The sequence below is a fragment of the Streptomyces gilvosporeus genome (genome assembly GCF_002082195.1).
In the GTDB taxonomy this organism is placed as follows: Bacteria; Actinomycetota; Actinomycetes; order Streptomycetales; family Streptomycetaceae; genus Streptomyces; species Streptomyces gilvosporeus.
This window is the reverse complement of record NZ_CP020569.1, coordinates 1,385,310-1,410,669: the sequence shown is the minus strand read 5'-3', so window position 1 is coordinate 1,410,669 and position 25,360 is coordinate 1,385,310. Positions and strand designations below refer to the sequence as shown.

General features: G+C 71.7%; 26 protein-coding genes. 8 read left to right on the top strand and 18 right to left on the bottom strand.

Annotated features, from left to right (window positions below; translation table 11 throughout):
* Positions 1-129 precede the first annotated feature (129 nt).
* The gene (locus tag B1H19_RS06175) at positions 130-951 is read left to right on the top strand and encodes an SAM-dependent methyltransferase (RefSeq protein ID WP_237289157.1); all 822 of its coding nucleotides are present in this window, start codon (positions 130-132) and stop codon (positions 949-951) included.
* 33 nt (positions 952-984) lie between these two features.
* On the opposite strand, the gene B1H19_RS06170 is transcribed toward B1H19_RS06175, so the two are convergent.
* A complete protein-coding gene (locus B1H19_RS06170) occupies positions 985-1,518 on the bottom strand; it encodes an ATP-binding protein (protein WP_237289156.1) in 534 nt (177 codons plus the stop codon).
* A 226-nt stretch (positions 1,519-1,744) separates the two neighbouring features.
* Here B1H19_RS06170 and B1H19_RS06165 point away from each other — a divergent pair, with 226 nt between their 5' ends.
* Together B1H19_RS06165 and B1H19_RS06160 are read left to right on the top strand one after the other, a co-directional pair.
* Entirely contained in the window at positions 1,745-1,984 is a 240-nt protein-coding gene (locus B1H19_RS06165) for a DUF397 domain-containing protein (protein ID WP_083103603.1), read from the top strand.
* A gap of 170 nt (positions 1,985-2,154) precedes the next feature.
* Positions 2,155-3,069: a helix-turn-helix domain-containing protein gene (locus B1H19_RS06160; RefSeq protein WP_083103602.1), complete on the top strand. Its 915-nt coding sequence runs from the start codon at positions 2,155-2,157 to the stop codon at positions 3,067-3,069.
* A gap of 107 nt (positions 3,070-3,176) precedes the next feature.
* On the opposite strand, the gene B1H19_RS06155 is transcribed toward B1H19_RS06160, so the two are convergent.
* From B1H19_RS06155 to B1H19_RS06120, 8 genes are all read right to left on the bottom strand, one after another.
* The gene (locus B1H19_RS06155) at positions 3,177-3,530 is read right to left on the bottom strand and encodes a VOC family protein (RefSeq protein WP_083103601.1); all 354 of its coding nucleotides are present in this window, start codon (positions 3,528-3,530) and stop codon (positions 3,177-3,179) included.
* A gap of 54 nt (positions 3,531-3,584) precedes the next feature.
* Positions 3,585-4,049 (bottom strand): SRPBCC family protein, encoded by a 465-nt coding sequence (locus tag B1H19_RS06150; protein ID WP_083109450.1) that lies wholly within the window; start codon positions 4,047-4,049, stop codon positions 3,585-3,587.
* Between the two features lie 137 nt (positions 4,050-4,186).
* Positions 4,187-6,745 carry an ABC transporter permease gene (locus B1H19_RS06145; protein WP_083103600.1) on the bottom strand — a complete coding sequence of 853 codons (2,559 nt, stop codon included), beginning with the start codon at positions 6,743-6,745 and terminating at the stop codon, positions 4,187-4,189.
* 75 nt (positions 6,746-6,820) lie between these two features.
* Complete coding sequence (locus B1H19_RS06140) at positions 6,821-7,603, bottom strand: ABC transporter ATP-binding protein (protein WP_083103599.1); 783 nt, start codon at positions 7,601-7,603, stop codon at positions 6,821-6,823.
* 147 nt (positions 7,604-7,750) lie between these two features.
* Positions 7,751-9,055, bottom strand: coding sequence for a sensor histidine kinase (locus B1H19_RS06135; RefSeq protein WP_083103598.1), 1,305 nt, complete (start codon positions 9,053-9,055; stop codon positions 7,751-7,753).
* 5 nt (positions 9,056-9,060) lie between these two features.
* Complete coding sequence (cseB, locus tag B1H19_RS06130) at positions 9,061-9,726, bottom strand: two-component system response regulator CseB (RefSeq protein WP_237289764.1); 666 nt, start codon at positions 9,724-9,726, stop codon at positions 9,061-9,063.
* A gap of 299 nt (positions 9,727-10,025) precedes the next feature.
* Positions 10,026-11,126: a PP2C family protein-serine/threonine phosphatase gene (locus B1H19_RS06125; protein WP_083103596.1), complete on the bottom strand. Its 1,101-nt coding sequence runs from the start codon at positions 11,124-11,126 to the stop codon at positions 10,026-10,028.
* 93 nt (positions 11,127-11,219) lie between these two features.
* Positions 11,220-11,888, bottom strand: a complete 669-nt coding sequence (locus B1H19_RS06120) for a hypothetical protein (RefSeq protein ID WP_203237112.1) — start codon at positions 11,886-11,888, stop codon at positions 11,220-11,222.
* 113 nt (positions 11,889-12,001) lie between these two features.
* Here B1H19_RS06120 and B1H19_RS06115 point away from each other — a divergent pair, with 113 nt between their 5' ends.
* Positions 12,002-12,628 (top strand): TetR/AcrR family transcriptional regulator, encoded by a 627-nt coding sequence (locus B1H19_RS06115; RefSeq protein WP_083103595.1) that lies wholly within the window; start codon positions 12,002-12,004, stop codon positions 12,626-12,628.
* Positions 12,629-12,639: 11 nt separating this feature from the next.
* Here the strand turns inward: B1H19_RS06115 and B1H19_RS06110 are convergent, their stop codons facing one another.
* From B1H19_RS06110 to B1H19_RS06100, 3 genes are read right to left on the bottom strand one after another with little or no spacing between them, the layout of a single operon-like run.
* Positions 12,640-13,410, bottom strand: coding sequence for an FAD:protein FMN transferase (locus tag B1H19_RS06110; RefSeq protein ID WP_083103594.1), 771 nt, complete (start codon positions 13,408-13,410; stop codon positions 12,640-12,642).
* The gene (locus B1H19_RS06105) at positions 13,403-13,843 is read right to left on the bottom strand and encodes an FMN-binding protein (RefSeq protein ID WP_083103593.1); all 441 of its coding nucleotides are present in this window, start codon (positions 13,841-13,843) and stop codon (positions 13,403-13,405) included. The genes B1H19_RS06110 and B1H19_RS06105 overlap by 8 nt, the downstream gene beginning before the upstream one ends.
* Positions 13,844-13,855: 12 nt before the next feature.
* Positions 13,856-15,217 carry a ferredoxin reductase family protein gene (locus tag B1H19_RS06100; RefSeq protein WP_083103592.1) on the bottom strand — a complete coding sequence of 454 codons (1,362 nt, stop codon included), beginning with the start codon at positions 15,215-15,217 and terminating at the stop codon, positions 13,856-13,858.
* Between the two features lie 123 nt (positions 15,218-15,340).
* Here B1H19_RS06100 and B1H19_RS06095 point away from each other — a divergent pair, with 123 nt between their 5' ends.
* The 4 genes from B1H19_RS06095 (at position 15,341) to B1H19_RS06080 (ending at position 19,421) form a co-directional block, all read left to right on the top strand.
* Complete coding sequence (locus B1H19_RS06095) at positions 15,341-16,075, top strand: response regulator transcription factor (protein WP_083103591.1); 735 nt, start codon at positions 15,341-15,343, stop codon at positions 16,073-16,075.
* 19 nt (positions 16,076-16,094) lie between these two features.
* Positions 16,095-17,528: a sensor histidine kinase gene (locus B1H19_RS06090; RefSeq protein ID WP_083103590.1), complete on the top strand. Its 1,434-nt coding sequence runs from the start codon at positions 16,095-16,097 to the stop codon at positions 17,526-17,528.
* A 68-nt stretch (positions 17,529-17,596) separates the two neighbouring features.
* Complete coding sequence (locus B1H19_RS06085) at positions 17,597-18,082, top strand: nuclear transport factor 2 family protein (protein ID WP_083103589.1); 486 nt, start codon at positions 17,597-17,599, stop codon at positions 18,080-18,082.
* Between the two features lie 562 nt (positions 18,083-18,644).
* Positions 18,645-19,421 carry an IclR family transcriptional regulator gene (locus B1H19_RS06080; RefSeq protein WP_083103588.1) on the top strand — a complete coding sequence of 259 codons (777 nt, stop codon included), beginning with the start codon at positions 18,645-18,647 and terminating at the stop codon, positions 19,419-19,421.
* A 28-nt stretch (positions 19,422-19,449) separates the two neighbouring features.
* On the opposite strand, the gene B1H19_RS06075 is transcribed toward B1H19_RS06080, so the two are convergent.
* From B1H19_RS06075 to B1H19_RS06055, 6 genes are read right to left on the bottom strand one after another with little or no spacing between them, the layout of a single operon-like run.
* On the bottom strand, positions 19,450-19,716 hold the full coding sequence (locus B1H19_RS06075) for a MoaD/ThiS family protein (protein WP_083103587.1): 267 nt from the start codon (positions 19,714-19,716) through the stop codon (positions 19,450-19,452).
* The gene (locus B1H19_RS06070) at positions 19,713-20,879 is read right to left on the bottom strand and encodes an acyl-CoA dehydrogenase family protein (RefSeq protein ID WP_159028015.1); all 1,167 of its coding nucleotides are present in this window, start codon (positions 20,877-20,879) and stop codon (positions 19,713-19,715) included. The genes B1H19_RS06075 and B1H19_RS06070 overlap by 4 nt, the downstream gene beginning before the upstream one ends.
* Complete coding sequence (locus tag B1H19_RS06065; RefSeq protein ID WP_083103585.1) at positions 20,854-21,183, bottom strand: acyl carrier protein; 330 nt, start codon at positions 21,181-21,183, stop codon at positions 20,854-20,856. The genes B1H19_RS06070 and B1H19_RS06065 overlap by 26 nt, the downstream gene beginning before the upstream one ends.
* Before the next feature lie 4 nt (positions 21,184-21,187).
* The gene (locus B1H19_RS06060) at positions 21,188-22,867 is read right to left on the bottom strand and encodes an acyl-CoA dehydrogenase family protein (RefSeq protein WP_159028014.1); all 1,680 of its coding nucleotides are present in this window, start codon (positions 22,865-22,867) and stop codon (positions 21,188-21,190) included.
* The gene (locus tag B1H19_RS40430; protein ID WP_159028013.1) at positions 22,861-23,697 is read right to left on the bottom strand and encodes an acyl-CoA thioesterase; all 837 of its coding nucleotides are present in this window, start codon (positions 23,695-23,697) and stop codon (positions 22,861-22,863) included. The genes B1H19_RS06060 and B1H19_RS40430 overlap by 7 nt, the downstream gene beginning before the upstream one ends.
* The gene (locus tag B1H19_RS06055) at positions 23,694-25,340 is read right to left on the bottom strand and encodes an AMP-binding protein (protein ID WP_159028012.1); all 1,647 of its coding nucleotides are present in this window, start codon (positions 25,338-25,340) and stop codon (positions 23,694-23,696) included. Before B1H19_RS06055 ends, B1H19_RS40430 begins: the two co-directional genes overlap by 4 nt.
* Positions 25,341-25,360: the final 20 nt, after the last annotated feature.

Sequence of the window (25,360 nt, the reverse complement as noted above, 5' to 3'; positions counted from 1 at the left end):
CGAGTTGGCTTGTCAACCACGCGAACCGGTCAGCGCCCGCCGGTCAACGGTTAAGGTGCGGCGGGAGTCGGCGGACGCTCCCCACGAGCACGAGAGGGCGGAGCAGGCATCGTGGAGTCAGAGGACTGGATGGCAGCAACACCCAAACCGCCCATCGACCTTCACACGGACCGGCCGCACGCCGCCCGCGTCTATGACCTGTTCCTCGGCGGTAAGACCAACTACCCGGCCGACCGCAAGGCCGCCGAGCAGACGCTGGAGGTGCTCCCCAACGCCGCCATGATCGCCCGACAGAACCGGGCCTTCATGCACCGCGCGGCCCGATACCTGGCGGCAGAGGCCGGCATCCGCCAGTTCCTCGACATCGGCACCGGCATTCCCACCTCGCCCAACCTGCACGAAGTCGTCCAGGCGAGCACCCCGCAGGCACGGATCGTGTACGCCGACAACGACCCGATCGTCCTCGCTCACTCACGCGCCCTGCACACGAGCCATCCCGACGGCAGGACCGCGTACATCCAAGCCGACCTGTGCCATCCCCAGGAGATCCTGCGTCATCCGCAACTCCGCGGAGTTCTCGATCTGGCCCAGCCCGTCGCGTTGACCCTGGTGGCCGTCCTGCACTGGCTCCCCCCGGAATACGACCCGTACGCCATCGTCAAGGAACTCCTCGGCGAGCTCCCCACCGGCAGTTACCTGGCCCTGACCCATGTCACCAACGACTTCGAGCCCGAGGCCATCGAGACGGTCTCGGAGAACTTCGAGTCCGAGGGATCGCATGTGAACGTGCGCAGCAAGGCCGAGGTGCTGCGGTTCTTCGAGGGCCTGGAGCTGGTCGAACCCGGTCTCGAAGTGGTCCACCGGTGGCGGCCGGACGAACCGGACGTGGGAGCGGGCGCCTTGAGCGATACGGACATTCCGCTGTACGGCGGGGCGGCCCGCAAGGTGTGAGCGGGCCGCATCGGCAGGGAGCGCGAGCGGTTGTCATCCGACCTGGTGGGCGGAGCGGGCGTCGAGCTCGGCGGTGGACAGTGCGGCCCATACGGCCTTGCCCGCGGCGGTCGGGGTGGTCCAGCCCCACGACTGGCTGAGGCAGTTGACGATGTGCAGGCCGCGGCCGGTCTGGGCGAGGTGGTCGGGGGTTTGGAGCAGGGGGACTTGTGTGCTGTGGTCGCAGACCGTGCACAGCACCAGGTCGGGGCGACGCAGAAGGCCGAGACAGAGAGGGCGCGGGCAGGTGGTGGTGCGGGCTGCGGCGGTGGGCAGTCCGTAGCGCAGGGCGTTGGTCAGCAGCTCGCTGACGACGAGGACGGCGTTGTCGATGAGAGGGCCCAACTGCCAGCCGCTGAGGGTCGCCCAGGTGAAGCGGCGGGCCGCTCCGGCCGCGTGGTGGTCCGCGGTGAGGGGACAGGCGGCGAATTCCGCGGGGTCGTGGTCGCCGTCGCCGGTCGGTAGGGGGTGGGTGCCGGTGGCCTGCGCCAGCAGGCGGTTGAAGGGTTCTACCGGTATGAGAGGCACGGTTGTTGCTGCCGGGTGGGATGTCATCACGATCTCCGTGGAGCCTTTCAGGCCTTCATCACGAACGGGTGATTCGCCACCACTATCCACGGGCAACCCGTGGCGCTGCAACTGCATCTGCAATTACGTTGTGAGGAAACGTAATTGCATCGGAACGTGCAGCCGCAATTACTCAGGCAGATGATGCCTGGTCAAACACCTGTGTATGAGTAAGGGAGCGACGGGAATGCCGCAGCAGTTCGACAATGGCGTATCGGCTGGGACGATCGAAGGGGCGGTCTGGCGGAAGAGCCGGCGCAGCGCACCGGGAGGCGACTGCGTGGAGATCGCGGCTCTTGAGGACGGCGGTTTCGCCGTTCGGAATTCGCGTGACCCTCAGGGCCCCGCGCTGATCTACACCCGTGCCGAGATGGTGGCGTTCATCGGTGGAGCCAAGGACGGCGACTTCGATGGGATGGTGAGCTGAGTCGCCCGCGGTCCGTGGGACGAGAGCCGGGGCGTGCTGGACAGGGGCTTTCGCCCCGCAGCGCGCTCCGGCCGTTCGGTCTTCGATGGCTTCCTTCGGCGGCTTCCTGTACCCGGCAGTCGACGGATGGGACACTGGGTGTATCCGCACTGTTGCTTTCGGGAGTGGGAATGACCGCCATGATGCGGCCGGATGACGAACTGTCGATAGCGCGCTACCTGGACGGGAATCAGGGCAGCCCCACGGTCCGGCGCATTGTGCTGGGTGCGCAGCTGAGGAAGCTCCGTCAGGCCTGCGGTATCTCACGCGAGGACGCGGGCAAGGCGATCCGCGGATCGCACGCCAAGATCACTCGGCTGGAACGCGGTCAAGTCGGCTTCAAACAGAAGGACTTGGTGGACCTGCTCACGCTCTACCGGGTACTGGACCCGAAGCGGCGCGAGGAGTATTTCGAGCTGGCCCGCCAGGCCAATGTCGCGGGCTGGTGGCAGCAGTACAACGACGTTCTGGAAGACTGGTTCGAACTGCACATCGGGCTGGAGGAAGCGGCCGCGCTGATCCGCACCTACCAAGTGCAGTTTCTCCCCGGCTTGTTGCAGACCAGGGCCTACGCGAACGCGGTGACCCGCCTCGGGTACCCCAACGAGCCGGACGTGAAGATCGAACGCCTCGTGGAACTGCGGATACAGCGCCAGGAGCTGCTGAGCCGCCCGGAGCCGCCCCAGCTGTGGGCGGTGCTGGACGAAGCGGTGCTGCGCCGTACGTTCGGCGGCGTCGAGGTGATGCGCGCACAGCTGGAGCACCTTCTCGACGTGGTGGAACGGATGCCGCATGTCACGGTGCAGGTCGCCCCGTTCAGCGTGGGGGCGCATGCGGCGGCCGGGTCCCCGATCAGCATCCTGCGCTTCCCCGAGCCGGAGCTGCCGGACAAGGTGTATCTGGAGCAGCTCACCGGTGGGCTCTACCTGGACAAGCAGGAGGAGATCGACCAGTACTCGGCGGTCATGGACCGCCTGTGCACCGCGGCGGAGACGCCCGAGGAGACGAAGACCTTCCTCAAGAGGCTGATCGACCGGATGACGTGATGGTGGCCCGGGCGTGTTGACCGAATGAATTGTGGGGCCTGAGTTTGCCGGCCCCACACCACAATCAAGCCAGGGTCGATCACTTCATTCGGGATCAAAGCAGACGATTATTGACGTCGTTGGCCAAGGATGCAGAACTCGTTGCCTTCGGGATCTGCCAAGACAACCCACGATTGATCGCCCTGGCCGATATCCACGCGCTGTGCGCCGTGAGCCAACAGACGAGCCACCTCGGCGTCCTGGTCGTCGGGCCGGAAGTCGAGATGGAGTCGGCTCTTGGCCTTCTTGTGCTCATCAATTCGGACGAAGTCCAACCCGGGCAGGCGATCCGGCTCCGGGCGGATCTCGAACTCGTCATCCGAGGCGTGGACCACAACCCAACCAAGCGCGTCGGCCCACCACTTACCCAAGGCCGCCGGATCCACCGAGTGAACAATTACCTGTTCCCATTCCAAGGTCATCCCTGGAGCCTAGACGCGCCAGGGCTTCGGGAACAGGCATTTCGGTACGGGCGCTCATCGGGTGTGGCCGGCCGGGCTGCCGGTGAGTGAGGCGTCGGCGGCGTCGAGGATCTTGCCGAAGACATGGCCGATGACGGGTTTGGCGAACGCCCGGGTGAGGGGCGCGCCGATGACGGGCAGGGGGAGTTGGAAGCGGGTCGTCCAGGTGACGAGGGTGCCTTCGGGGACTTCGGCGAACGTCATACGGCCGAGTTCGTGCCGGGCGGCCGGGAAGCTGCGGTCGACGGCGTAGTCGAAGTCGTACGGCGGGTTGTAGACGGTGATGCGTTCGCGGAACCAGCCGATCAGCCATGTGTGTTGCCGGACGGCGCCCACACCGTAGGGTGCGCCCGCGCCGGGCCGGGCCAGGCGTGCCTTGAGGACGAAGGGGGAGCGGGTGTAGTTGGTGGTCGTGGCGCACCAGTCGAAGACGTCGGCGATCGGCGCTGCGATGACACGTTGCACCGTCAGGGTCTCCATGTCGTGTCCCTTCTCCAGGTCGGACGGCGCGGAACGACGGCCGCGCTCAGCCAGATTCACCGGGTAGACGGCACGCGGCCCGCGATCGTGACGTCATCGCCGGTGATGCGCGTCACGTCGCGGGCCGATGCGACGGGTTACGTCTCCGCGACGGCTTCCAGCGGGCTCAGGGCGGCCGCCCGGCGGGCCGGGACGGCGGCCGCGACCGCGCCGATCGTGAGGGAGACCAGGCAGACGAGGAGCAGCGTCCCCCAGGGAAGCGCCAGGGAGTAGTGCTCCATCGCGCCGTTGGCCAGCGCGCCGACCGCCCAGGCGCCGAACAGGCCGCCGGCCAGGCCCAGCAGCGTGCCGAACGCGGCGACGGTCACCGCCTCCAGGCGGATCATCCGGCGGATCCCGGCGCGGTCCATGCCGAGGGCACGCAGCGCGCCGATCTCGCGGGTGCGTTCGGCGACCGACATGGCCAGGGTGTTCACGATGCCGAGCGAGGAGATCACGACGCCGATGGCGAGCAGCCCGTACATCAGGGTCAGCAGATTGCTCATGGTGCCGGCGGTCTCCCGGACGAGTGCGGGTCGGTCCTGCACCTTCAGCAGCGGGTTGTTGCCCACAGCGGTACGCAACCGGCCCTCGGTGGCAGCGGAGATCGCGCCGCCGTCGGTGCGGACGAGGATCCGCTGGACGGAGTGGGGCAGGAAGGCGTTCCGCTGTACTTCGCTGCGGGCGCCCAGCGCGTCGTGGGCGACGGGGTTGTCCTGGTAGACGCCCACGACGGTGTATTTGGTGAAGTCCTGCTGTCGACCGATGCGGGTATTGACCCGGCTGCCCGTACTCAGGCCGTTTTCCCGGGCGAGGGAGCTGGAGACGGCGATCCGGCCCGGTCCGAGATCCTTGACGGAGCCGCTGACGAATGCGAGTTGCATGACGTCGTTCACGGTGCCGGGGTCGATGCCGGAGATGTTCCGGACGCTGCCGCCGATGACCAGGGTGGAGTCCGTGACGGCGTTCGCGGTCCGCACCCCGGAGGTGTCGGCCACCCGCCGTACGGCGTCCGGGGCGATACCGGTCATGGTGTCGCCGGTGCTGATGACGTAGTCGGCGCTGAGACCGGCCGCGGCCTGGCGGTCGAGGGCCTGCCCGGTGGAGTTGCCGAGGACGGCGAGGCCGGTGACCAGTGCGGTGCTGACCAGCAGGGTGGCGGCGGTGGCGGCGGTGCGCCGTGGGTCGCGCAGCGCGTTCTGCTGTGCGAGGTGGCCGGTGATCCCGAAGCGGCGGGTCAGCCGTCCGGTCAGCCGGATCACCGGGCGGGCGAGGAGCGGCGCGAGGACGATCAGGGCGACGACGAGGACGGCGCAGCCGAGCATCGCGCTGCGCAGGTTCGCCTCGGATGCGTCCTTCGCGCCGGTGAGGGAGATCAGCAGGCCGGTGCCGAGGACGAGCAGCGCCAGGCCGGCGAGGGCGCGGCCGCGGGATCGGCCGGTGGGCGGCTGGTGCGCCGTACGCATCGCCTCGACGGGTGCGATGCGGGCTGCCCTGCGGGAGGGCAGCCAGGCGGCGAGGACGGTGACTGCCACGCCCACCGCGAGCGCGGCGACGACGGGACGCGGGCCGATCACCAGGGGGCCGTGGGGCAGTGTGTCCGTTTCGCTGCTCAGGACGTCGGGCAGGGCGGCGGCGATGCCGAGGCCGAGGAGGAAACCGGCTGCCGATGCGGCGAGGCCGACCAGGAGGGCTTCCAGGAGGACGGAGCGGACCACTTGACGGCGGGTGGCGCCGATCGCCCGTAGGAGTGCGATCTCGCGGGTGCGCCGGGTGACGAGCATGGTGAAGGTGTTGATGATCAGGAACGAGCCGATGAACAGCGAGACTCCGGCGAACACCATCGGGATCTTCTCGTAGCCCCGGGTCAGGACGTTGACGTAGCGGGCCTGTTGGTCGGCCTGGGCGGTGCCGGTGGTGGCCTCGGCCTGGTGGGCCGGGAGCATGGCGGTGACCCGCTGGGCGAGGTCGGACGGGTCGGTGCCGGGCGTGGCGGACAGATCGATGCCGGTGTAGTGGCCCGGTGTGGCGAACAGGCGCTGGGCGGTGGCCTTGTCGAACAGGGTGAGGGTGCCGCCGGCGGTCACCCGGGTGTCCTTGGTGCTGACGATGCCGACGAGCCGTTTCGTCATGACCGGCCCGTCGGTGGCCAGTGTGATCGTGTCGCCGATGCGGAAGTGGCCGGCGGCGGCGGTGCCGGTGTCCACGGCGATTTCCTCGCTGTGGGCCGGGGCGTGGCCCTTGATCAGGGGGGAGCGGCTGTCCTTGCCGTCCTTGCCGGGGACGTAGGCGGCGGCCAGGTTCGCGCCCGTCCTGACGCGCAGCGGGGTGCCGTCCGCGGCGTTCAGGGTGGCGGAGCCGTCGGCGGAGGGGTGCACGGCGGCGACACCGGGTACGCCGGCGAGTCTCCGCGCGAGGGCGTCGTCGAGCACGCCGGTGCGCTGGTTGGCGGCGGCCCCCGGCACGGGGTCCTTCGGGGTCACGGTGACCGCGGTATCGGCGAAGTCCTTCGACGCGGCGGCGCGGTAGGCCGCGGCGGTCGAGTCCGCGAAGACGAGGGTGCCGGAGACGAATGCGACGCCCAGGCAGACCGCGAGGACGGTCATGACCAGACGGGCCTTGTGGGCCAGGACGTTGCGCAGGGCTGTTCTCAGCATGGGCGGCTTTCCGGAACGAGGGTTTTGGGGAACGGGGTTTATCGGGAACGCGGGGATGTGCGGCGCGGGCACGGGTCAGCCGGTGTGACCGCCCCCGGAAGCACGCGGCATCCGGTTCAGGACCCGGTCCGGTGTGGGCTGTGTCATCTCGTCGACCAGGTGGCCGTCGGAGAGGAAGACGACGCGGTCGGCGTAGCCGGCGGCGACCGGGTCGTGGGTCACCATGACGACGGTCTGGCCGAGTTCGCGTACCGAGTCGCGCAGGAAGCCGAGGACCTCGGCCCCCGCGCGGGAGTCGAGGTTGCCGGTGGGCTCGTCGCCGAAGATGATCGCGGGCCGTGCGGCGAGGGCCCGGGCCACCGCGACGCGCTGCTGCTGCCCGCCGGACAGCTGTGCGGGCCGGTGGCCGAGGCGGTGGGAGAGGCCGACCATGGCGACCACGCGGTCCAGCCACTGCGGGTCGGGCCGGCGTCCGGCGATGGTCGCGGGCAGGATGATGTTCTCCAGGGCGGTCAGCGTCGGCAGCAGGTTGAACGCCTGGAAGATGAAGCCGATCCGGTCGCGGCGAAGCTGGGTGAGCTGCCGGTCGTTGAGCGTGCTCAGTTCGGTGGTGCCGATGCGTACGGAGCCGGAGCTGGGCGAGTCGAGACCGGCGGCGCAGTGCATCAGGGTGGACTTGCCGCAGCCGGAGGGGCCCATGATGGCGGTGAACTCGCCCTCCCGGAAGTCGATGCTGACGTTGTCCAGGGCTACGACCCGGGTGTCGCCGCTGCCGTAGACCTTCGTCAGGTCGGTGGCGGCGGCCGCGATCCCGGGCGTCGTGTGCAGCGCGTACGGGGCAGGGGAGTTGGCGGTCACGGGGGACTCCTCTTCGGGTGCGGAAGGGTGCACGTCGAAGGGTGTCCGGCGAACGTATCGGGGGCCCGCGCCGCCGTGTATCGGCGATCGTGCCGCTTCGTATCAGTTCTGTAGGGGGTGGTTCTGCGGGGGCCGGGCGCCGGGCGGTCAGTCCGGCAGGCGCAGGGTGGCGACGGCGCCGCCGTCCGGGGCGTTGTCCAGGCGCAGCTCGGCGCCCAGCAGCCGGGACTGTCCCAGGGCGATGGTCAGGCCCAGGCCGTGGCCGGAGCCGCGCTCCGTGGCGCCCGTGTGGAAGCGGCGCGGGCCGTGCAGCAGCAGGTCCTTCGGGAAGCCGGGGCCGTGATCGCGTACGACGACCGTACGGCCCTCTACGATGACCCGCACCGGTGTGTCGCCGTGCCGGTGGGCGTTGACGACGAGATTGCCGACGATCCGCTCCAGGCGGCGCGGGTCGGTCTCCACGGTGCGAGCGGCGTCCGCCTCACCACCGATGACCTCGCCTCCGATGTCCTCACCACCGATGACCTCCGCAACGGTGACCTCGGTGTCGAGGCCGGTGCGCGTCACGGCCTCGGAGACGACGGCGCCGAGCGGCACCCGGGCACGGATCGGCTGTTCGGCGCCCGCGTCCAGCCGCGAGATCTCCAGCAGGTCCTCGACCAGACCGCGCAGATCGCGCACCCGGGCACGGAGCAGATCCTCCGTCTCACCGGGCGGCAGCAGGTCGACGGCGGCCAGCAGACCGCCGACGGGGGTGCGCAGCTCGTGGGCCACATCCGCGGTGAACTGCCGCTCGGTGCGCAGCCGTTGGCCGAGGCTGTCGGCCATGAGGTCGACGGTGGCGGCGATGTCGGCCACCTCGTCGCGGCCCTTGGTGGGCCCGGTCCGGGCGTCGAGGTCCCCGGCGGAGATCCGGCCCGCGGTCTTGGAGACCCGCCGCAGCCTGCGGGCGAGCAGCCCGGCCCCGTAGACCGCGAGGGGCGCGGCCGCCGCGAGCGCGGCCAGCGAGGCGACCGCCATGGTCACGTCGAGTTGGCGCAGCGTGTGGAAGTCGTTGCTCATGTTGACGCGGATGGCCAGGACCCGGCTGCCGGGGCCGCCGGTCCGCTGGGCGGCCCACATGGTCGGCCCCGCGTTCGCGCCCGCGTCGACGTGCCCGTCGTAGGCCGTGTGCCGTTTGTCGTCGGCCGGGTGGCGCAGGGCGGCGGGCAGGTCGGCCGGATCGAGCTCGGCGCCGTCCGCCAGTGTTCCGGTACGGCGGTAGACGTCCATGGCCGAGTACACGCCGTTGAACGCCTGTGCCTCGGCCCGGGAGCGGATGTCCTGCGCGGTCCACAGGTGCACCAGCACGCCCACCGCGGCCACGACCAGGCAGGCGGTGGCCGCGGCCAGCGCGGCGATCTTCCAGCGCAGGGACGCGAGGTCCGGCCGCAGCCGGTGGAACGGACGCACCGGCCTCAGCGCCTCAGCTTGTAGCCGAAGCCGCGGACCGTCTCGATCCGGTCCCGGCCCAGCTTCCTGCGCAGCCGCTGCACACACAGGTCCACGACCCGGCTGTCGCCGTCCCAGCCGTACTCCCACACCTCACGCAGCAGGGTGTGCCGCTCCAGTACGACGCCGGGGTGGGCGGCGAACTCCAGGAGCAGCTTCAGTTCGGTCGGGGTCAGCGCCACCGGGCTTCCGGAGACGAACACCTCCATACCGGCGGTGTCGAGGGTCAGGTCCCCGAAGACCAGCACGTCCGCCTCGGGCGGCGACGCCTCGCCCGCGGCGCGTCCGGGTCCCGGGACGGGTGCGTAGGTCGCCCGCCGCAGCAGCGAGCGGATGCGTGCCACGAGGACGTAGGTGTCCACGGGCTTGACCACGTAGTCGTCCGCCCCGGCCTCCAGACCGGCGACGACATCGAGCCCGTCGCCACGGGCGGACATCATCAGCACCGGTACCAGGCTCGTCTCCCGGACTCTGCGGCACAGGCCGATCCCGTCCAGACCGGGCAGCATCACATCCAGGATCAGCAGGTCGAAGTCCTCGTCCCGGAAGAGCTCCAGCCCCGAGAGCCCGTCGGCCGCGGCCTTCATCTCGTATCCGTAGCGCTCCAGGGCGACGGTGAAGGACCGGCGCATCAGCTCGTCGTCCTCCACCAGCAGCACGCGCACAGGTCGCGAAGAGACCCCAGCCGGGGCGGACGAGGACACGGGCGGATGACTCCTGTTCGGGCGGGTCGGGGGAGACGGCGGTCCCGGCTGCACTCACCGGGCAGGCGCGGCCGACGACCCGAAAAACGATACGGGAGACACCGTGCCGGGCCGCCCTTCGCCGTGGCCCGGCGCCCGATTCGATGGACGACGAAGCGCTCCCTGATACCCACCGGATACAAAGTCCGGCGCCCCGACCCCTTGCACGGGCCCTCGGCGTTCCGCGGTCACCCGCTGCCGTGGGTGACCGCGAGCAGTGCCAGGTCGTCGGTGATGCGCCCGCCGGTGTGGTGGCTGACCTCGGTGAGGAGGGTGTCGAGCAGCTCGTCGGGTCCGGGGAAGTCGCGTCCGGCCAGCCGGGCCGCGGGGTCGTAGAAGCGCCCGGCGCGGTTGCGTGCCTCGTTCAGGCCGTCGGTGTACAGGAGGAGGGTCGATCCCAGGGGGAAGGGCACCGTCTCGGCCCGGTCCTGGTCGGCGCCCAGTTCCGCCAGGCCCAGGGGGAGGGCCGGTTCGGACGGTTCCGCGCTGTGCACCCGGCCGGCGTGCAGCAGCAGCGGCGCCGGGTGGCCGCGGTTGACCAGCCGCAGTTCCTCGCCGCGGTGCGGAATCTCGACGAGAATGCCGGTGACGAACCCCTCCGTCCGCTCGGGTCCCGTGCGCCGCGCTCTCTCCCGCAGCAGCGCCCGCTCCAGCCTGGCGGCGATCCCGACGAGCGTGGGTTCCTCCTCGGCGGCTTCCCGGAACACCCCCATGGCCACGGCCACCACCCTGACCGCGTCCATGCCCTTGCCTCGCACATCGCCGACCAGACAGCGCACGCCGTACGGAGTGTCCTGCGCGCTGTACAGGTCGCCGCCGATCTGTGCGTCCTTCGCCGCGGCCCGGTAGCGCACCGCGATCCGCAGGGGACCGATCGAGGTCGGCAGCTGCGGCAGTACGGCGCGCTGCACGGCGAGGGCGATTCTGCGGGCGGACCGGAGCCGCACGTTGCTGTAGTACATGAGGCGGTTGACCACGATGGCGAAGGCCGAGACGGTCATGACCGCCGCCAGCTCACTCAGCCCACCGGCCTCCCCGATGAAGCCGAAGTGGGCGAGGAGCGCGACGTCGGCGGCACAGGCGCCGAGACCCGCCAGGATCGTCGCGCGCAACGACAGCAGCGCGGCGGCGGTCATCGGCGCGGCCGTGTAGAACGCCTCCGCACTGAAATGCGGGGGAGTGTTGTAGTCGATCAGGGCACCGACGACGAGGATGGCGACGGGCAGCAGCTGGAGGTGGCGCAGACACCAGCGTCCGACGGTGGTGCGCCCCACCCTCGGTGCTCTCACGTGCCCGCTCCCGCTCTGTCGCGTGTGCCACACGCTCAAGCATCCTCGGGCCGGATCACGGCTGCCAGTCGTGGAGCGGCTGTCCGCGCAGGCTCAGACCGCGGGCTCGTCGGCCGGGCGCGGCAGCCGGCGGCGCACCGTCCAGGCCAGGGCGCCGAGCGCGCATCCGTACACGCTCACCAGGCCGTGGCCGTTCTCCTGGGCACACCACATCAGCAGGCCGAGCGCCGGAACGGCCACCGCGAGGACCCGCTGCTTGGTGACCCGGGTGCGGGTCAGGAGGGCCAGGGCCAGGGTGGCGCCGAGGAAGTAGGTGGCGCCGGAACTGCCCGCGAAGTTCCGGGGGTCGGTGCTGGAGCCGCCGCCCAGGCCGAGCAGGGCGTCGATCCGCTCCGGCAGGAGGATGCCGGCGAGGAAGAAGAAGACGGTCAGCGGGCCGCCCCAGAACCACTGCGCGAGGGCGGCCACGGCGGCGAGGGTGGCGATGTTCCAGGCCGCGCCCCCGATGCCGCCGTTCTGCAGGAAGACCGAGGTGAACACCCGCCACCAGCCGGTTTTGGCGGGATCGTCGTCGAGCGCGGCCATCGCGCCCGACCAGCACAGCTGGAGCACGACGCCGCCCACCGCCAGCGCCGTCAGGCCGACCGCGGCCCACGGGACGGGGCGTGCGCGCAAGGTGTCACGCCCGATCACTCCGAGCCCACAGTTGATCATCATCACCATCAGTGCGGCCGTGGTCGCGTTGAACAGCAGTCCCCCCATGTCCGCCCCCTTTCAAACACTGTTCGAAATCGATGCGGTGAGGCTAGCACGTGCTTCGAACGGCGTTTGAAAAATTTCAAACGGCGTTTGAATCTCGTTGTACGGTGGAGCGCATGAAGCTCACCAAGGAGCGGATCGTCGACGCCGGTATGGCCACGTTCGCCGAGGTCGGCTACCACGGCCTGTCCATGCGCCGGGTCGCCGAACGACTCGGCGCGCACGCGGGCAGCCTCTACTACCACGTACGCGGCAAGGACGAACTGCTCGCGCTGATGGCCGACCGCGTCTGCCGGCGGGCGTACGACGCCGGTACCGCCGCCCTCGCCGCCCTGCCGCCCGAGGCGACCTGGCACGACGAGATCGCCGCCCAGGCCACGGCGCTGCGCCACAGCATCCGGCAACACCCGGGCGGCGCCGTGCTGTTGGCGGACAGCCCCGGAATGCTGAGCTCCGGCGCGCTGTCCCTGATGGAGCGTCTGCTCCAGACCCTCCTGGACGCGGGTGTGCCCGCCGCGCACTGCATCGTCGCGGCCGACACCCTGCTCAGCCATGTCACCGGATTCGTCCTCCAGGAACGCGACACCTCCCCGACGCCGCCCGTCACCGCCGAGGTCTACGCCGATCTGCGCACGCGCTTTCCGCTGCTCATCGAGCGGATGCCGCGGCTGAGCCGGGACGAGACGTTCCAACGGAGCGTCCGCCTGCTGTGCGCGGGGTTCGCGACCCTCGTCGAGGAGTGAACACGGCGGGGCTATGTGTCGGTGAACCGCCCCGGAAAGCCCCGCGTGCGCCACGACCGGCCGTCGGGCAGGACGGCGAAGCCCTCGTAGCCGTCGAGGTGTTCGAGCCAGTCCCGCGCCCGCTCGCCCATGGCGAAGGCCGCCGTGGCAAAGACGTCGGTCGGGGTCAGCCGGCTGCCGACCACCGTGACGGAGGCCAGTCCCGCGGCCGGAGCTCCGGTGTGGGGGTTGAGGATGTGGGCGCCGCGTTCGGCGGTGCCCGAGGTGGCGACGGCCAGGTCGTTGCCGGTGACGACGGCGTACAGCTCGCCGGGGCGCAGCGGGTGGGCGATACCGATGCGCCACGGTGTGCCGGGCGCGGACTCCCCGCTGAACTGGAGATCGCCGCCGCCGTTGACACAGAAGTGGCGCGCCCCCGCCGCGCGCAGCATCTGCCAGGCGCGTTCGATGGCCCATCCCTTCACCAGACCGGAGGGATCCAGGGCGCCGCCGGGTGTGGGGCTGAACCATCCGTCGGTGGCGCGCGTTGCCCGTGCGCACCGGTCCAGGACCTCACGTACCTCGGACGAGCAGGCGTCGAGTGCGATCTCGCCGCGCCCCAGTCGGCTGATGGCGCTGTCGCTGCGGTAGGTGGAGAAGACCGCGTCGACATGATGGAGCCAGGCGACGGCGTCGCTCAGGGCGGCCTCGATGGCGGCGGTGCGGGAGTCGCGGATGTCGAACGAGAACACCGTGCCCATCGCGTGCTCGACATGGCGCAGACCGCACCGGTCCTCAGACACCGGCCCGGTCCAGGGCGCTTTGCAGGGACCGGATATAGCCCGCGCTCGTATAGCTGGCGCCGGACACCGCGTCGATATGGGCGCTGTGCACGCTCAGCGCCTCCTGCGTCAGACGCGGTAGGGCGTAACCGGCGATCTCCCGGTCCCGGCCGTTCCCGGACGGAGCGCGGAGCACCTTGACCGCGGTCAGCGTCCCCGCCTTGACGGTGGCCGCGACCTGCACGGTGCCGTAGGTGGTGCGGATCGGGGCGCCGGTGAACGTGCCGCCGGCCGGGTGGGTGCCCTTGTGCGGATGCCCGGTGGGCGTCGGGGCGGGCGCGACGCCCGGGGGCCCCGCGGCGCCGACCGGGCCCGCGGTGTGGTGCGGTTTGAGGGCGAGCAGCAGGACGACCAGGGTGCTGGTCGACGCTGCGGTCACAACGACTCGGCGCACGCGGGGGACTCCTCAGAACTCGAACGACTCGTGGTGGATATGGCGCCGCGGCACACCGGCGCCGCGCAGGGCACGCCGCGCGGCCTCGGTCATACCGGGCGGGCCGCACAGATACACCTCGTGGGCGGCGAGATCCGGTACCAGGCGGCTCAGGGCGCGGGCCGTCAACGGCGTGGAGTAGGCGGCCGGTTCGCTGACGGAGTAGTGGACGACCGCGCCCCGGGCGGCGGCAATCGCATCGAGCTCGCCGCGCAGCGCCAGGTCCTCGGGGCGCCGCGCCCGGTACAGGAGCGTGACCTCGCCGGGCAGGGTTTCGAAGAGCGCGCGCAGCGGGGTGATGCCCACGCCGCCCGCCAGCAGCAGCACCTTTTCCGGGCTGCGGCGCTTCGCCGTGAAGGCGCCGTACGGGCCCTCGGCCCACACCCGGGTTCCGGGCCGCAGCCGGGCCAGCGCCGCGCTGTGCCCGCCGGCCGCCTTGACCGTGATGCGCAGCTCGTGGGGGAGCGGCGGCGCGGACAGCGAGTAGGGGCTGGCGGTCCACCGCAGGCCGGGTGCCAGGAAGCGCCAGCGGAAGAACTGGCCCGGCCGGGCGCCCAGTTCGGTCAGCCGCTCACCGGTGAGATGGACCGACACCACACCCGGCGCCTCCGGGCGGACGTCGGCGACGCGGAGCCGGTGGCGCAGGGCCCGGCGTACGGGAACCACGAAGCGGTACCAGAGGATCAGCGCCGCCACCGCCCCGTACAGGGCGTACCAGGCGAGCTGGGCGGGCCGCCGGCCCACGAAGTCGGCGCCGTTGGAGAGCTGGTGCCCGAAGGTGAGGAAGACGGCGAGATACGTGGCGAAGTGGAGGTAGTGCCAGGTTTCGTAGCTCATCCGGCGGCGGGCGGCCCGTGCCGAGACGATGCCGGTGGCGACCAGCAGCAGAAAACCCGCGGTCGCCTTGAGCATGTCCGGAAAGTCCAGGACGAGCGTGGTGGTCTCGTCGACCACGCCGCTGTGGGAGGTGAGCGTGTACCCCCAGATGATCAGCAGGGTGTGGACGAGAGCCAGGGAGAGCGTGTAGCGGCCGCCGTGCGCATGCCAGCGCGCCAGCCGGTCGGTGCCGAGGGTGTGGTCCAGCAGCGGAACCCGTGCCATGAGGGCGACCAGCACCGCACAGGCGTAGCCGGCGAGCAGACCGGTGATCCGGCCGGCGCCGGTCAGCCAGTCCGCCGGCCCCACCACCGACGCCGTACCCGTCCACCACAGGGCGAGCACACCGGCGGCGCCCGCCCAGACGGCACCCAGGACGAGCAGCGGCGCCAGGTGCGGCGGCCGGCGGGGCGCGCCGCGGCGGACGGCATCGCGGCGGGGGTGCGAAAGCGTGCTCATGGCGCGAGCGTCGCAGCGCAACCTCTCAGGAATCTCTGAGCGGATCGCTGAGAGGCGATTCACAGGAGATTCAGAGCCGCCCGGGCCCCGCCACGCCGTCCCGCGAGGCATGCTGGAGCGACCATGCACCCCCATCGCACCCCCGCCCACCTGCGCAGCGCCGACGGTTCACCGGTACGCGTCCTGGTCGTCGACGACGAGCCGGACCTCACCGAAGTGCTCTGCGGCGCCCTGTCGAGCGAGGGCTGGCAGGTCCGCAGCGCGGCCGACGGAGCCGGGGCGCTCACCCTCGCCCGTACCTTCCGCCCGCACGCCGTCGTCCTGGACTGGATGCTGCCCGACCTGGACGGCCTGCGAGTGCTGCACCTGCTGCGCCAAGAGCTGGAGACGGTCTGTGTCCTCTTCCTGACCGCCCGTGACTCCGTCGAGGACCGGATCGCAGGCATCACCGCCGGGGGCGACGACTATGTGACCAAGCCGTTCAGCCTGGAAGAGGTGCTGGCGCGGCTGCGCGGACTGCTGCGCCGGGCCGGCATGGCCCGGGAGCCGGACGGGGACCGGCTGGTCGTCGGCGACCTGGTGATGGACGAGGAGGCCCGGGAGGTCATCCGCGGCGATGAGCTCGTCGAGCTGTCGCGTACCGAGTTCGAGCTGCTGAGATTCCTGATGCGCAATCCGCGGCGGGTGCTGTCCAAGGCGCAGATCCTCGACCGGGTCTGGTCCTACGACTTCGGTGGCCGCTCCCATGTCGTCGAGCTCTACATCAGCTATCTGCGCAAGAAGATCGACGCCGGACGGACCCCGATGATCCATACCGTCCGCGGGGTCGGATACGTCCTCAAACCGGAGTCGTCATGATCCGGACACCGGAGTCGTCATGATCCGGCCGCCGCGCACGCTGCGCAGCCAGCTCACCGCGGGGCTGGTCGCGCTGCTGGCGCTCGTCTGCCTCGCCGTCGGGGTGACCACGGTCCTCGCGCTCCAGGGATTCCTGGTCCGCCGCGTGGACCAGCAGCTCTCCGCCTCCGCCGGGCGGTTCGCGACGAGTCTGGAGCACGAGAAGCGGCCCGATGCGGACAACCGGCCCGACACCCGGGGCCAGTCCGAGGGCACGTTCGGCGCCCGGCTGCTGCGCGGCACCGCCACCCAGGCGGCGGTGGTGCGTGCGGCGGCGGACACGAGGGTGCCGCTCACCGACGGTGACCGCCGGGCGCTGGCGGCCCTCCCCGCCGACGGCACCGGCCACGGCGTCCGGCTGTCCGCACTCGGGCGCTACCGCGTCACCGCCGTGCCCGGCGACGACGGCGATGTCCTGATCACCGGCCTGCCGCTGCATCCGGTGGAGGAGACGGTGCACCGCCTGGAAGCGGTGGAGGCCGCGGTCTTCGGCGGCGCGCTCCTGGTCGCCGGCGTCATGGGCGCGCTGTGGGTACGGCTGTCGCTGCGACCGCTGCGGCGCGTCACCACCACCGCCGCGAGCGTGGCCGAACTGCCGCTGGCCAGCGGCGAGGTGGAGATGCCGGCGCCGGTACCGGTGACCGATCCGCGCACCGAGGTCGGGCAGGTGGGCACCGCCCTCAACCGTATGCTCGGCCACGTCGGCAACGCCCTGGAGCGCCGCCATGCGAGCGAGGAGCGGCTACGGCACTTCGCCGCCGACGCCAGCCATGAACTGCGCACCCCGGTGGCCAACGTCCGCGGCCATGCGGAACTCGCCCTCCGGCACAAGGGGCCGGTGCCCGGCGAGGTCCGGCGCGCCCTGGAGCGTATCGGGGCCGAGTCGGAACGGATGAGCAGCCTGGTGAACGATCTGCTGCTGCTCGCCCGGCTCGACGCGGGCCGCGCCCTCGAACACCAGCCGGTGGATCTGACCCGCCTGGTGCTCGATGCGACGGACGATGCGCGGGCGGCCGGCCCCGATCACCGGTGGCTGCTGGATCTTCCCGAGACGGTGGTGACCGTCACCGGCGACGCGCACCGACTGCATCAGGTGATCGGAAACCTGCTGGTCAACGCCCGTACGCATACACCGGCGGGGACGACGGTCAGTGTGGAACTGGCGGCCGACGAGCGCGGCACCCGGCTGACCGTCGCGGACAACGGCCCGGGAATCCCGGCCGACATCCAACCCGAGATCTTCGGCCGCTTCGTACGCGCGGACCACAGCCGCTCCCGCGCCGCGGGCAGCACCGGCCTGGGGCTCGCCATCGTGCAGGCCGTGGCCACCGCCCACGGCGGCACGGTCACCGTGACGAGCCGCCCCGGGCGTACGCAGTTCGTGGTGAGCCTTCCCGCGCAACCGCCGGGCTGATGATTGCCGCTGCGGCCAACGGGGCGGTGTTCCGGCCGAGTTGAGAGAAAAAGTTGATAGAAAGGGGTATGGACGACAAGATCCTCACCCCCCTCGACCGGATGCTCGCGGAACGCGCCTGTGAGCGGATCATCGTGGACTTCGTGCACCGTCTCGACCTCGGCGAACCGGGCTCGGTGGCGGAGCTGTTCACGCACGACGGCATCTGGCACTGGCCGCACGGCGACCGCCGTATCGCGGGCCGGGAGGCCCTGCACACCTACTTCGCCTCCCGCCCGGCGGACCGGCTCTCGCGCCGTCTGATGACGAACATCCTGGTCACCGTGGAGTCCGCGACGGAGGCCCGCGCCCTCTCCTACCTGACGACGTACCGGGTCGACGGCTACAGCGGCGGAATGGTCGAGCCCCGCATCCCGACCAACGTCGGCCACTACGAGGACACCTTCCGCAGGGTCGACGGCACCTGGCTCCTCGCCACCCGCACCGTCTTCCTCCCCTTCGGCGCCGCCGGCGGCACGGAGCGGCTCCCCGCCGCGCACGCGCCCCGCGCATGACCGGGGTGTATGACCGAAGTGCATGATCGAAGTGCAGGACCGAACGCTTCGCAGCCAGCCTCTTGGCATGCCTTTTTGTCCGGAGTATCCTGATAAGCGGCCTACGGGGCGAGCGAGGGAGTTCGACCGCAGCGTTCTTGGCGAGGGATTGTGACTCGTCGGGACGCGAGCAAGGGTCGGGCTGAGAGGCTGAAAGGTCGGAAGACCGGACGGCGACCCCTAGCACCTGATCCGGACAATGCCGGCGAAGGGAGCCCACCTCGTAGGTCCCTTTGTGTCTGCGCGCGCCCCGGTCGCGCCGCGTGCCTCTGTGCGCCGCGGCCCGGGGGTTGTCTCCGGGCCGGGGGCGGGAGTCGACTGGACTCGGTCGGTCCGGTTCCCGCAGGTCGATGGGGGAACGCACATGAACATCGCAGCGTCCGTCGGTACGCCTGCCCCCGCCTACTCCCCCTCCAGCCCGGCCTCCGCGCCGCTCCTCCCCTCCGCGGCGATACGCACGCCCTGACCCCGCAGCGGGTGCGTAATTCGCGTGCCGCCAGGAGAGACGGATGGGGCAGTTGGCATGGGTACGACGGAGGGGACGGATGACGTCGGATGTCGGCCTGTACTGGCGGTCGGCGCTGCCGAGGCCACCGGTGTGGTGCACCGAGTCGGCGTGATCGTGGCCGAACTGGCGCAGGCGCGCATGCCGATGTCGCTTGCGGAGCTGACCTGCCGGACCGGTCTGCCCAAGACCACGGTTCACCGACTGCTGGCCGCGTTGTGCGGCATCGGCCTCGTGCGCCGGGGCGACGCCGGTTATGCGCTCGGACCGGCCGCGCCCCCGCTGCGGGCCCCCGCGCCCGGCCGGGATCCCTTCGCGCTGCCGCGGCGGTGCTTCCTGCCGCATCTGGTCGAGCTGTACGAGCAGACGCACCAGATGGTCAGTCTGTGCATTCTCGTGGGCGACGAGGTGGTGTTCCTGGAGCGGATCTACGGGCCCGGCCGGGCGGACGACGGTCTCGTCGACGCCGAGCGGCTGCCGGCGCGGCTCACGGCTGCCGGTCGTGTGCTGCTGGCTTTCTCCCGGACCGTACGGCCCGACGGCGCCGGGGCCGCGCCGCATGCGGGGCTGGAGCGGTGTCTGGCCGATATCCGGCGCCGCCGGGTCGCCGTCCTGGCCGCCGCGTGCCAGCCCGGTGTGATCTGCGCGGCCGCTCCGGTGGTCGGCCGCACGGGCCGGGTGGTCGCCGCGGTGGAGATCGCCGCGGGCGCCGCGGCCCTCGGGGTGACGGCGATGATCGATCAGGTGCACCGGACCGCGCGGACCATTTCCGCGGCGGCCCGCCGCCTCGGTTGAGGCCGAGGGCTCCGGGGAGGGGTGCGGTTCAGCCTCCGGCGATGGCGGTGAGGATCTCCACCGTGTCGCCGTCCCGGAGCATCAGGTCGTCGTCCGGCGAAGCCAGCAGTTCGCCGTTGAGCACGACCCGGTGCGTCCGGCGCAGCCGTCCGCCGTTGTCGCGCAGTACCGGCCGCAGCCGCGGATAGCGTTCCTCCGCCCGGCGCAGCGTCTCGGCGAGGGTCCCGGCGGGGAGGGTGAGCACGGGGTCGAAGTCGACGAAACGCTGCAAGGTGCCGGTGAAGTGCAGCTTCATGACGGGTCGTCCTTTCGCGAAGAGGTGTGGCAGGCCGATACCGCCACCGTCCCCAGCAGCACTTCCAAGGTGTCCTGCGCTCCGGCGGCCACGATCAGGTCGGTGACGTCGCGCAGCGCCCTGCCGTAGCGCGGATCCCCGTAGCAGGAATGGCCGCCGAGCACCCGGAAGGACTGGTCGGTGACGAAACGGAGTTGCTCGACGACGAAGTGCTTCGCGGCCGTGACGACGGGGTCGAAGAGGGGATCGCACCGGCCGCTTTCGGCGCGGTCGAAGGCGCGGTGGAGCATCGCCTGCGCGGCCTCCAGCGCGATGTACATCCGCCCCAACGCGCCTTGTACGTTGGGTAGTTCGGACAGCGGGCGTCCGTAGCGGGTGGTGCTGGCCGTGCGGCGCGCGCACCGTTCCAGGAGTGCGCGGGCCCGGCCCAGCGGCCCGCACGCGGCCACCAGGCGCCGCGCGTTGAGGAAGCACTGCGCATGGCCCAGTCCGTCCCGCGCGGCCACGATCCGGTCGGCCGGGACGGGGGTGTCGCGAAAAGTCAGCGTGCGGGGGCCGTTGGTGCGGTGCCCCACGGACGCGGTGGGCCCCAGCCGCACCCCGGGGTCGTCGCGCTCCACGATCAGGGCCACCATGTCGCCGTTGTCGTCGCGGGCGTAGGTGAGGAAGACGTCGGCCAGCGCGGCGCCGCTGACATGGGTCTTGTGCCCGGTGAGCAGAAAGCCGTCGCCGGTGTGGTGCAGCAGCGTGGACGGCGCGAACGGGTCCGCGTCCTCGGAGTACGCCAGGGCCGCCAGCGAGGTCCCCTCGACGATCGGCGGCACATACCGCCGGGCCGGCGCGCGGCGGTCCGCTTCCCACAGCGCCGTCGCGATGCCCGCCTGCATGCTCACCGTGTACGGCACCGCATCGTCCTCGCACAGATAGCCGATCTCCTCCAGGACCCTCCCCCACGCGCGGGGTCCGGCGCCCTGCCCGCCGGCTTCGCGCGGCACCGCGAACGAGGTCAGGCCGGAGTCGGCCGCGGCCTTCGCGAACCACCGGGGCAGCGGTTCACCGGCCGCGTACCGCTCGGACACATCGGCGTTCACCCTGGCCAGCAGCGCACCCCAGCGCTCGCGCACCAGGGCCGCCAGGTCATCGTGAGCGGTCCACAGGGCCATCGGCGCCGGCCTCCCCCTCATCCGTGCGGGTGGCGGATGCCAGGCGACGGGCGAGTTCCCCCAGGCCGGTCCTGGCGAGTTCGGCGATCGGCACGCGGACTCCCAGGTCCTCCTCGATGAGCACCGAGATACCGGCGACGGTCACGGAATCGAAGCCCTGCGCCTCCAGGGGCCGTTCGAGCGTGACGTGGTCGGGTGTGGTGCCGAGGCAGCCCGCGAGCAGTGCGCGCAGGTAGGCGGCGGCGTGGGCGGAGCGGTCCGCGTCACCGGACCGCAGTGCCGCCGCGGCCGTTGCTCTGTCCATGGAGTCATCCCTTGCTCGCTGGTGGTTGCGGGGGAATCAGCGAGGGCCAGCGGCGCTCGTCGCAGGTGCGCACGAGCCAGTTGACGAGGTCCTCCTCGCACGCGGCGGCGGAGGGCCCCGGGGGAGTGCGACCGAGCATCGCCAGCAGCCGGTCCCAGCACGCGGCCGGCCAGTGGGGGGCGGCCAGTTCGGGGTCCAGGAGCCGGCGGTGGTGCACCCACGTGTGCCCGCAGGCGGCGGCCGCGTGCAGCAGGCAGTGCCGGCGGGCCAGCGCGAAGGCGGCACGGGGTGGGCCGTCGGTCCAGGTCAGCACGCGGATGTGGCGGATGAGGCCGGTCCGTTCGGCATCGAGGAGCGCGAACCGGCCGTCGAGGCAGGGGCCGTGCCACTCCTGGGTGATCTCGTCCCGCACGACCGGGCCCAGCGCCGGCCCGGTGCGCCGGGGGTGCCACAAAGGTGCCGGTGTGGCCGGCGAGAACAGGCCCTCCAGGTTCAGGGCGGTGCCCCGGTTCCCCGGGTGCGGGGCGGTCACGCTTCTGAGCGCGGAGGCGATGAGGTGCAGCTGCACCATGGAGGTCCCGTCCACGATGCCGGTCGCGGCGAGATCGCGCGCAAACTTCTGGAGCATGCCCGAGGCCGCCCCCTCCCGCAGATAGAACCGGGCGCCCAGCACCCGCGCCGCATTCCGTACCGCCCGTTCGCACAGCAGCGGCACCACGTACTTGGCGACCGAGGACCACAGACGGGCCCGGTCCGCGCCGAACGTCAGCGCGCGGGCGGCCGAGATTGCGACGCACTCCGCCGTCAGAAGGTCCGTGCAGGCCGCCGACAGCCGTTCCCGTACGGCCGGCAACGCCAGCAGTTCCCGGCCGTACAGTCTGCGCTCGCGTGCCCAGGCGACCGCGATGCGCACCGCCCCGTCGGCGGCGCCCAGGGCGATTCCGCAGGCCAGCACGCGTACGTAGGAGGAAGCGGACAGCAGCATCTCCACCCCGCGGCCCGCCTCGCCCACCTGCGCACCGGCGGGGATCTCGCAGCCGTCGAAGGCGATTCCGCTCAGGTCGTTGCCACGCAGGCCGAGCGTCGGGACCTTCGGCAGATGCCGGAAGCGGTCCGCCGGGAGGGCGCGCTTGTCCACGAGGAACAGCCCCAGGTGCCGGCCGCTGCGGGCCAGTACCGTGCAGAACGTCCCCCGGGTCGCGTTGCTGATCAGCCATTTCTCGCCGTTCAGCCGAAAGCCCGCCGGTGTGCGGGTCGCCGCCGTCGTCGTCGCGAACAGATCGCTTCCGGCCCCGGCCTCGCTGATCGCGACGGCCCCGAACTCGCCGGCGGCCAGCCGCTCGGCCACCAGAGCGCGCTGTGCCGCGTTCCCCCACATCCAGACCGGCAGGGCGGCGAAGAGGGACGCGCCGTGGCCCACGGCCAGAACGGGGTCGCGACGGGCCAACACCCGTAGCAGACCCAGCAGTTCCTCGAAACAGGCCAGCCGCCCGCCGTCGCCCTGCGGGATCAGATGGCGGGCGAAGCCCCACCGCCCGGCCGCCTCGAACGCCTCCTCCGGGCGCTGCTCCCGCTCGTCCAGCGCGACCACCCTGCGGTACGGGACCGGGGCTGCGGGGTCGAACGGGTCGCCCAGGGCGGCTTCCAGAGCCGTCGACGAGCGATACACGGCACGGCTCACCATCGCTCCACCACCACCGCATGGTCGCTTCCCCGGGACCGCACCACATGGGTGAAGGCCACCCGGCGGCTCCGGTGCCAGGCGCTGCTGACCACCTCGCCCGCGTCCAGCAGACAGCAGGGACTGGCGAGTTGGGCGTCCACGACGCGCAGCGGATCCCGCAGCCCCGCGCGCACCTGCGGGATGTGCTCCGCGTGGTCGAGGATCAGCCGCTCCCGCCCGGCCGCGGCCAGGGCGACCAGCTCGGTCCAGGCCCATTGGTCGGCCACCTCGCAGGCCGCCCGGTGGATCACGAACGGCGCCGCGGACCGGGCCAGGGGAGCCTCCGCACCCTCCAGATCCCGGCGGAGCGCGGGCACCGGGGAGAGATACGGAGTGCCGACGGGCTCGTCACCGGGGAACCGGCGCAGGAGCTCGGGCCCGAGCAGCGCCGGCCGTGCGGACAGCGCGGCGTCCCCGTCCAGCCGGACGGGGACCGTCACCAGGCACACCCGCACCGCCACGGCCGGGGCCTGGGGGATGCGCGCGCCGATGCAGATCACCCACTCCACCTGCCGGCCGCCGTACCGCACCCGCCCCTCGACCTCGACCCGCAGCTCATCGGCGTCCTCGAAGCGCAGCGGACGTTCGTAGCGGAGGTGCACCGACCAGACGACCAGACCGGTGCGGTACTCGGCCAGCAGCCTTCGGTAGCTGACCAGATGCTCACAGAGCCAGCGGGCGACCGCCGTGTTGGCGATGCGGCCCGCCATGACCGGCTGGAGCTGGTGCGGGGTGAACAGACTCGTGTCACACGGCATGACGTACCGGCAGTCGTACCCCACCGACCTCACCCCCTCATCCCTTCATCCCTGGAAGGGCCGAAACGGACGGCGGTCTCCACCGGCAACAGGCCCTGGACGTACAGCTCGTGCAGGCGTTGTCGCCGGAGCTTCCCGCTCGACGTGCGCGGCAGGGCACCGGACGCCACGACGATGCCCGCCGACGGGCCGACGCCGTGCCGTTCGACCAGCCCCCGCCTGGCCAGCCGGCACGCCTCCGCCCAACTGCCGTTCGAGGCGGCCGTGTTGCGCCGCCGCTCGGCGATGAAGACATAGCCGCCGGCGCCGTCCGCCACCGCCGCGCAGTGACCCGTCCCAAGTGCCAGGACCCCGCTCACGGTCGCCTCCAGATCGGCGGGGTAAAGCGTGCGGCCCAGCGTGAGGATCACGTCGTCGGCCCGCCCCACGAGGTACAGCTCGCCGTCCCGCACGGCCGCCAGGTCGTCGGTGACCAGCCAGCCGTCGGCCCACACCGGCTCCACATCGCCGGCGTACCCGGTCATCAGACAGTCGCCGCGCAGCTCGATCCGGCCCACCTCGCCCGCCACCCGCGCCTGGACGCCGGCCACCGGAGGGCCGCAGGAGACCAGCTCGATCCCGTTCCGCACCGGCTCCCAGCGCAGCTCCCCGAGCGCGGCCGGCTCGACCTGCACCGATGTCCAGTGCTGATGAGGTGCCACCAGACTCACCGCGACCGACGCCTCGGCCATGCCGTAGCCCGGACACAGCGCGGTCGCGTCGAAACCGTACGGTGCCATCGCGGCGGCGAAGCGGCGCAGGCTCTCCCCGCGCACCGGTTCCGCGCCGACGACCACGGCCCGCAGCGCCCGCAGATCGCCGCCGGGGCCGCCGCCCGCGCCCATGGACCGCGCCGCCAACTCCAGCGCGAAGTCCGGCGTCCAGGTGACCGTGGCCGACCGGTCGGCGCAGGCCGGCAACCAGCTGCGCAGGAACCAGTGCGGCGGCATCAGGGTCAACTCCCGGGCGGCACAGGGCTGTCCCATCCCCGCCAACGTGGCCAAGGTGGCGGCGACGAGCCCCATGTCATGCGAGAGCGGACACCACGAACAGCACACCATCCCCTCCGCGGCACCGCCCAGCCGGTCCAGCAGCGCCAGCACGTTCGCGCCGATCGCCTCGGAGGCCAGCCGCACGCCCTTGACGGTGCCGGTACTGCCGGAGGAGAACTGCACCAGGCCGCCCGCACCGGTCGCCTCCCACCGTCGGCCATGGTCCGCACACGAGGCGACGTCGACGACCCGCCCGGCCAACCCCGAGACCAGGCCTAGGGATGCGCCGGGCACGGCGAGTACGTCGATCTCCATCCGCCGGCAGATGTCCGCCAGGGCCGACCGGTGCTCCGCGGCGGTGACCCCACGGCCCGGCCGGGGCAGCGAGACCGCGGTCAGTCCCGCCCGCCAGGCTCCCAGCAGCGTGCTGAGACAGTTCGGTGCGGCCTCCATCAGCAGCCCGACGGGTTCCCCCGGACCGGCCCCCAGATCCCGGAATCGTGCGGCGGCGGCCTCGGCGCGCCGCCACAGATCCGCGAACGGCATCTGCCGGACCGGCGGCCCCGAGGGCAGACCGAGGAAGCGCACGGTGCCGGCGCTGGAGGCGGCCGACTCCAGCAGGCCGGTGAGGGTATGCGGTGTCATGCCCGGCCCCCGAGTCATGT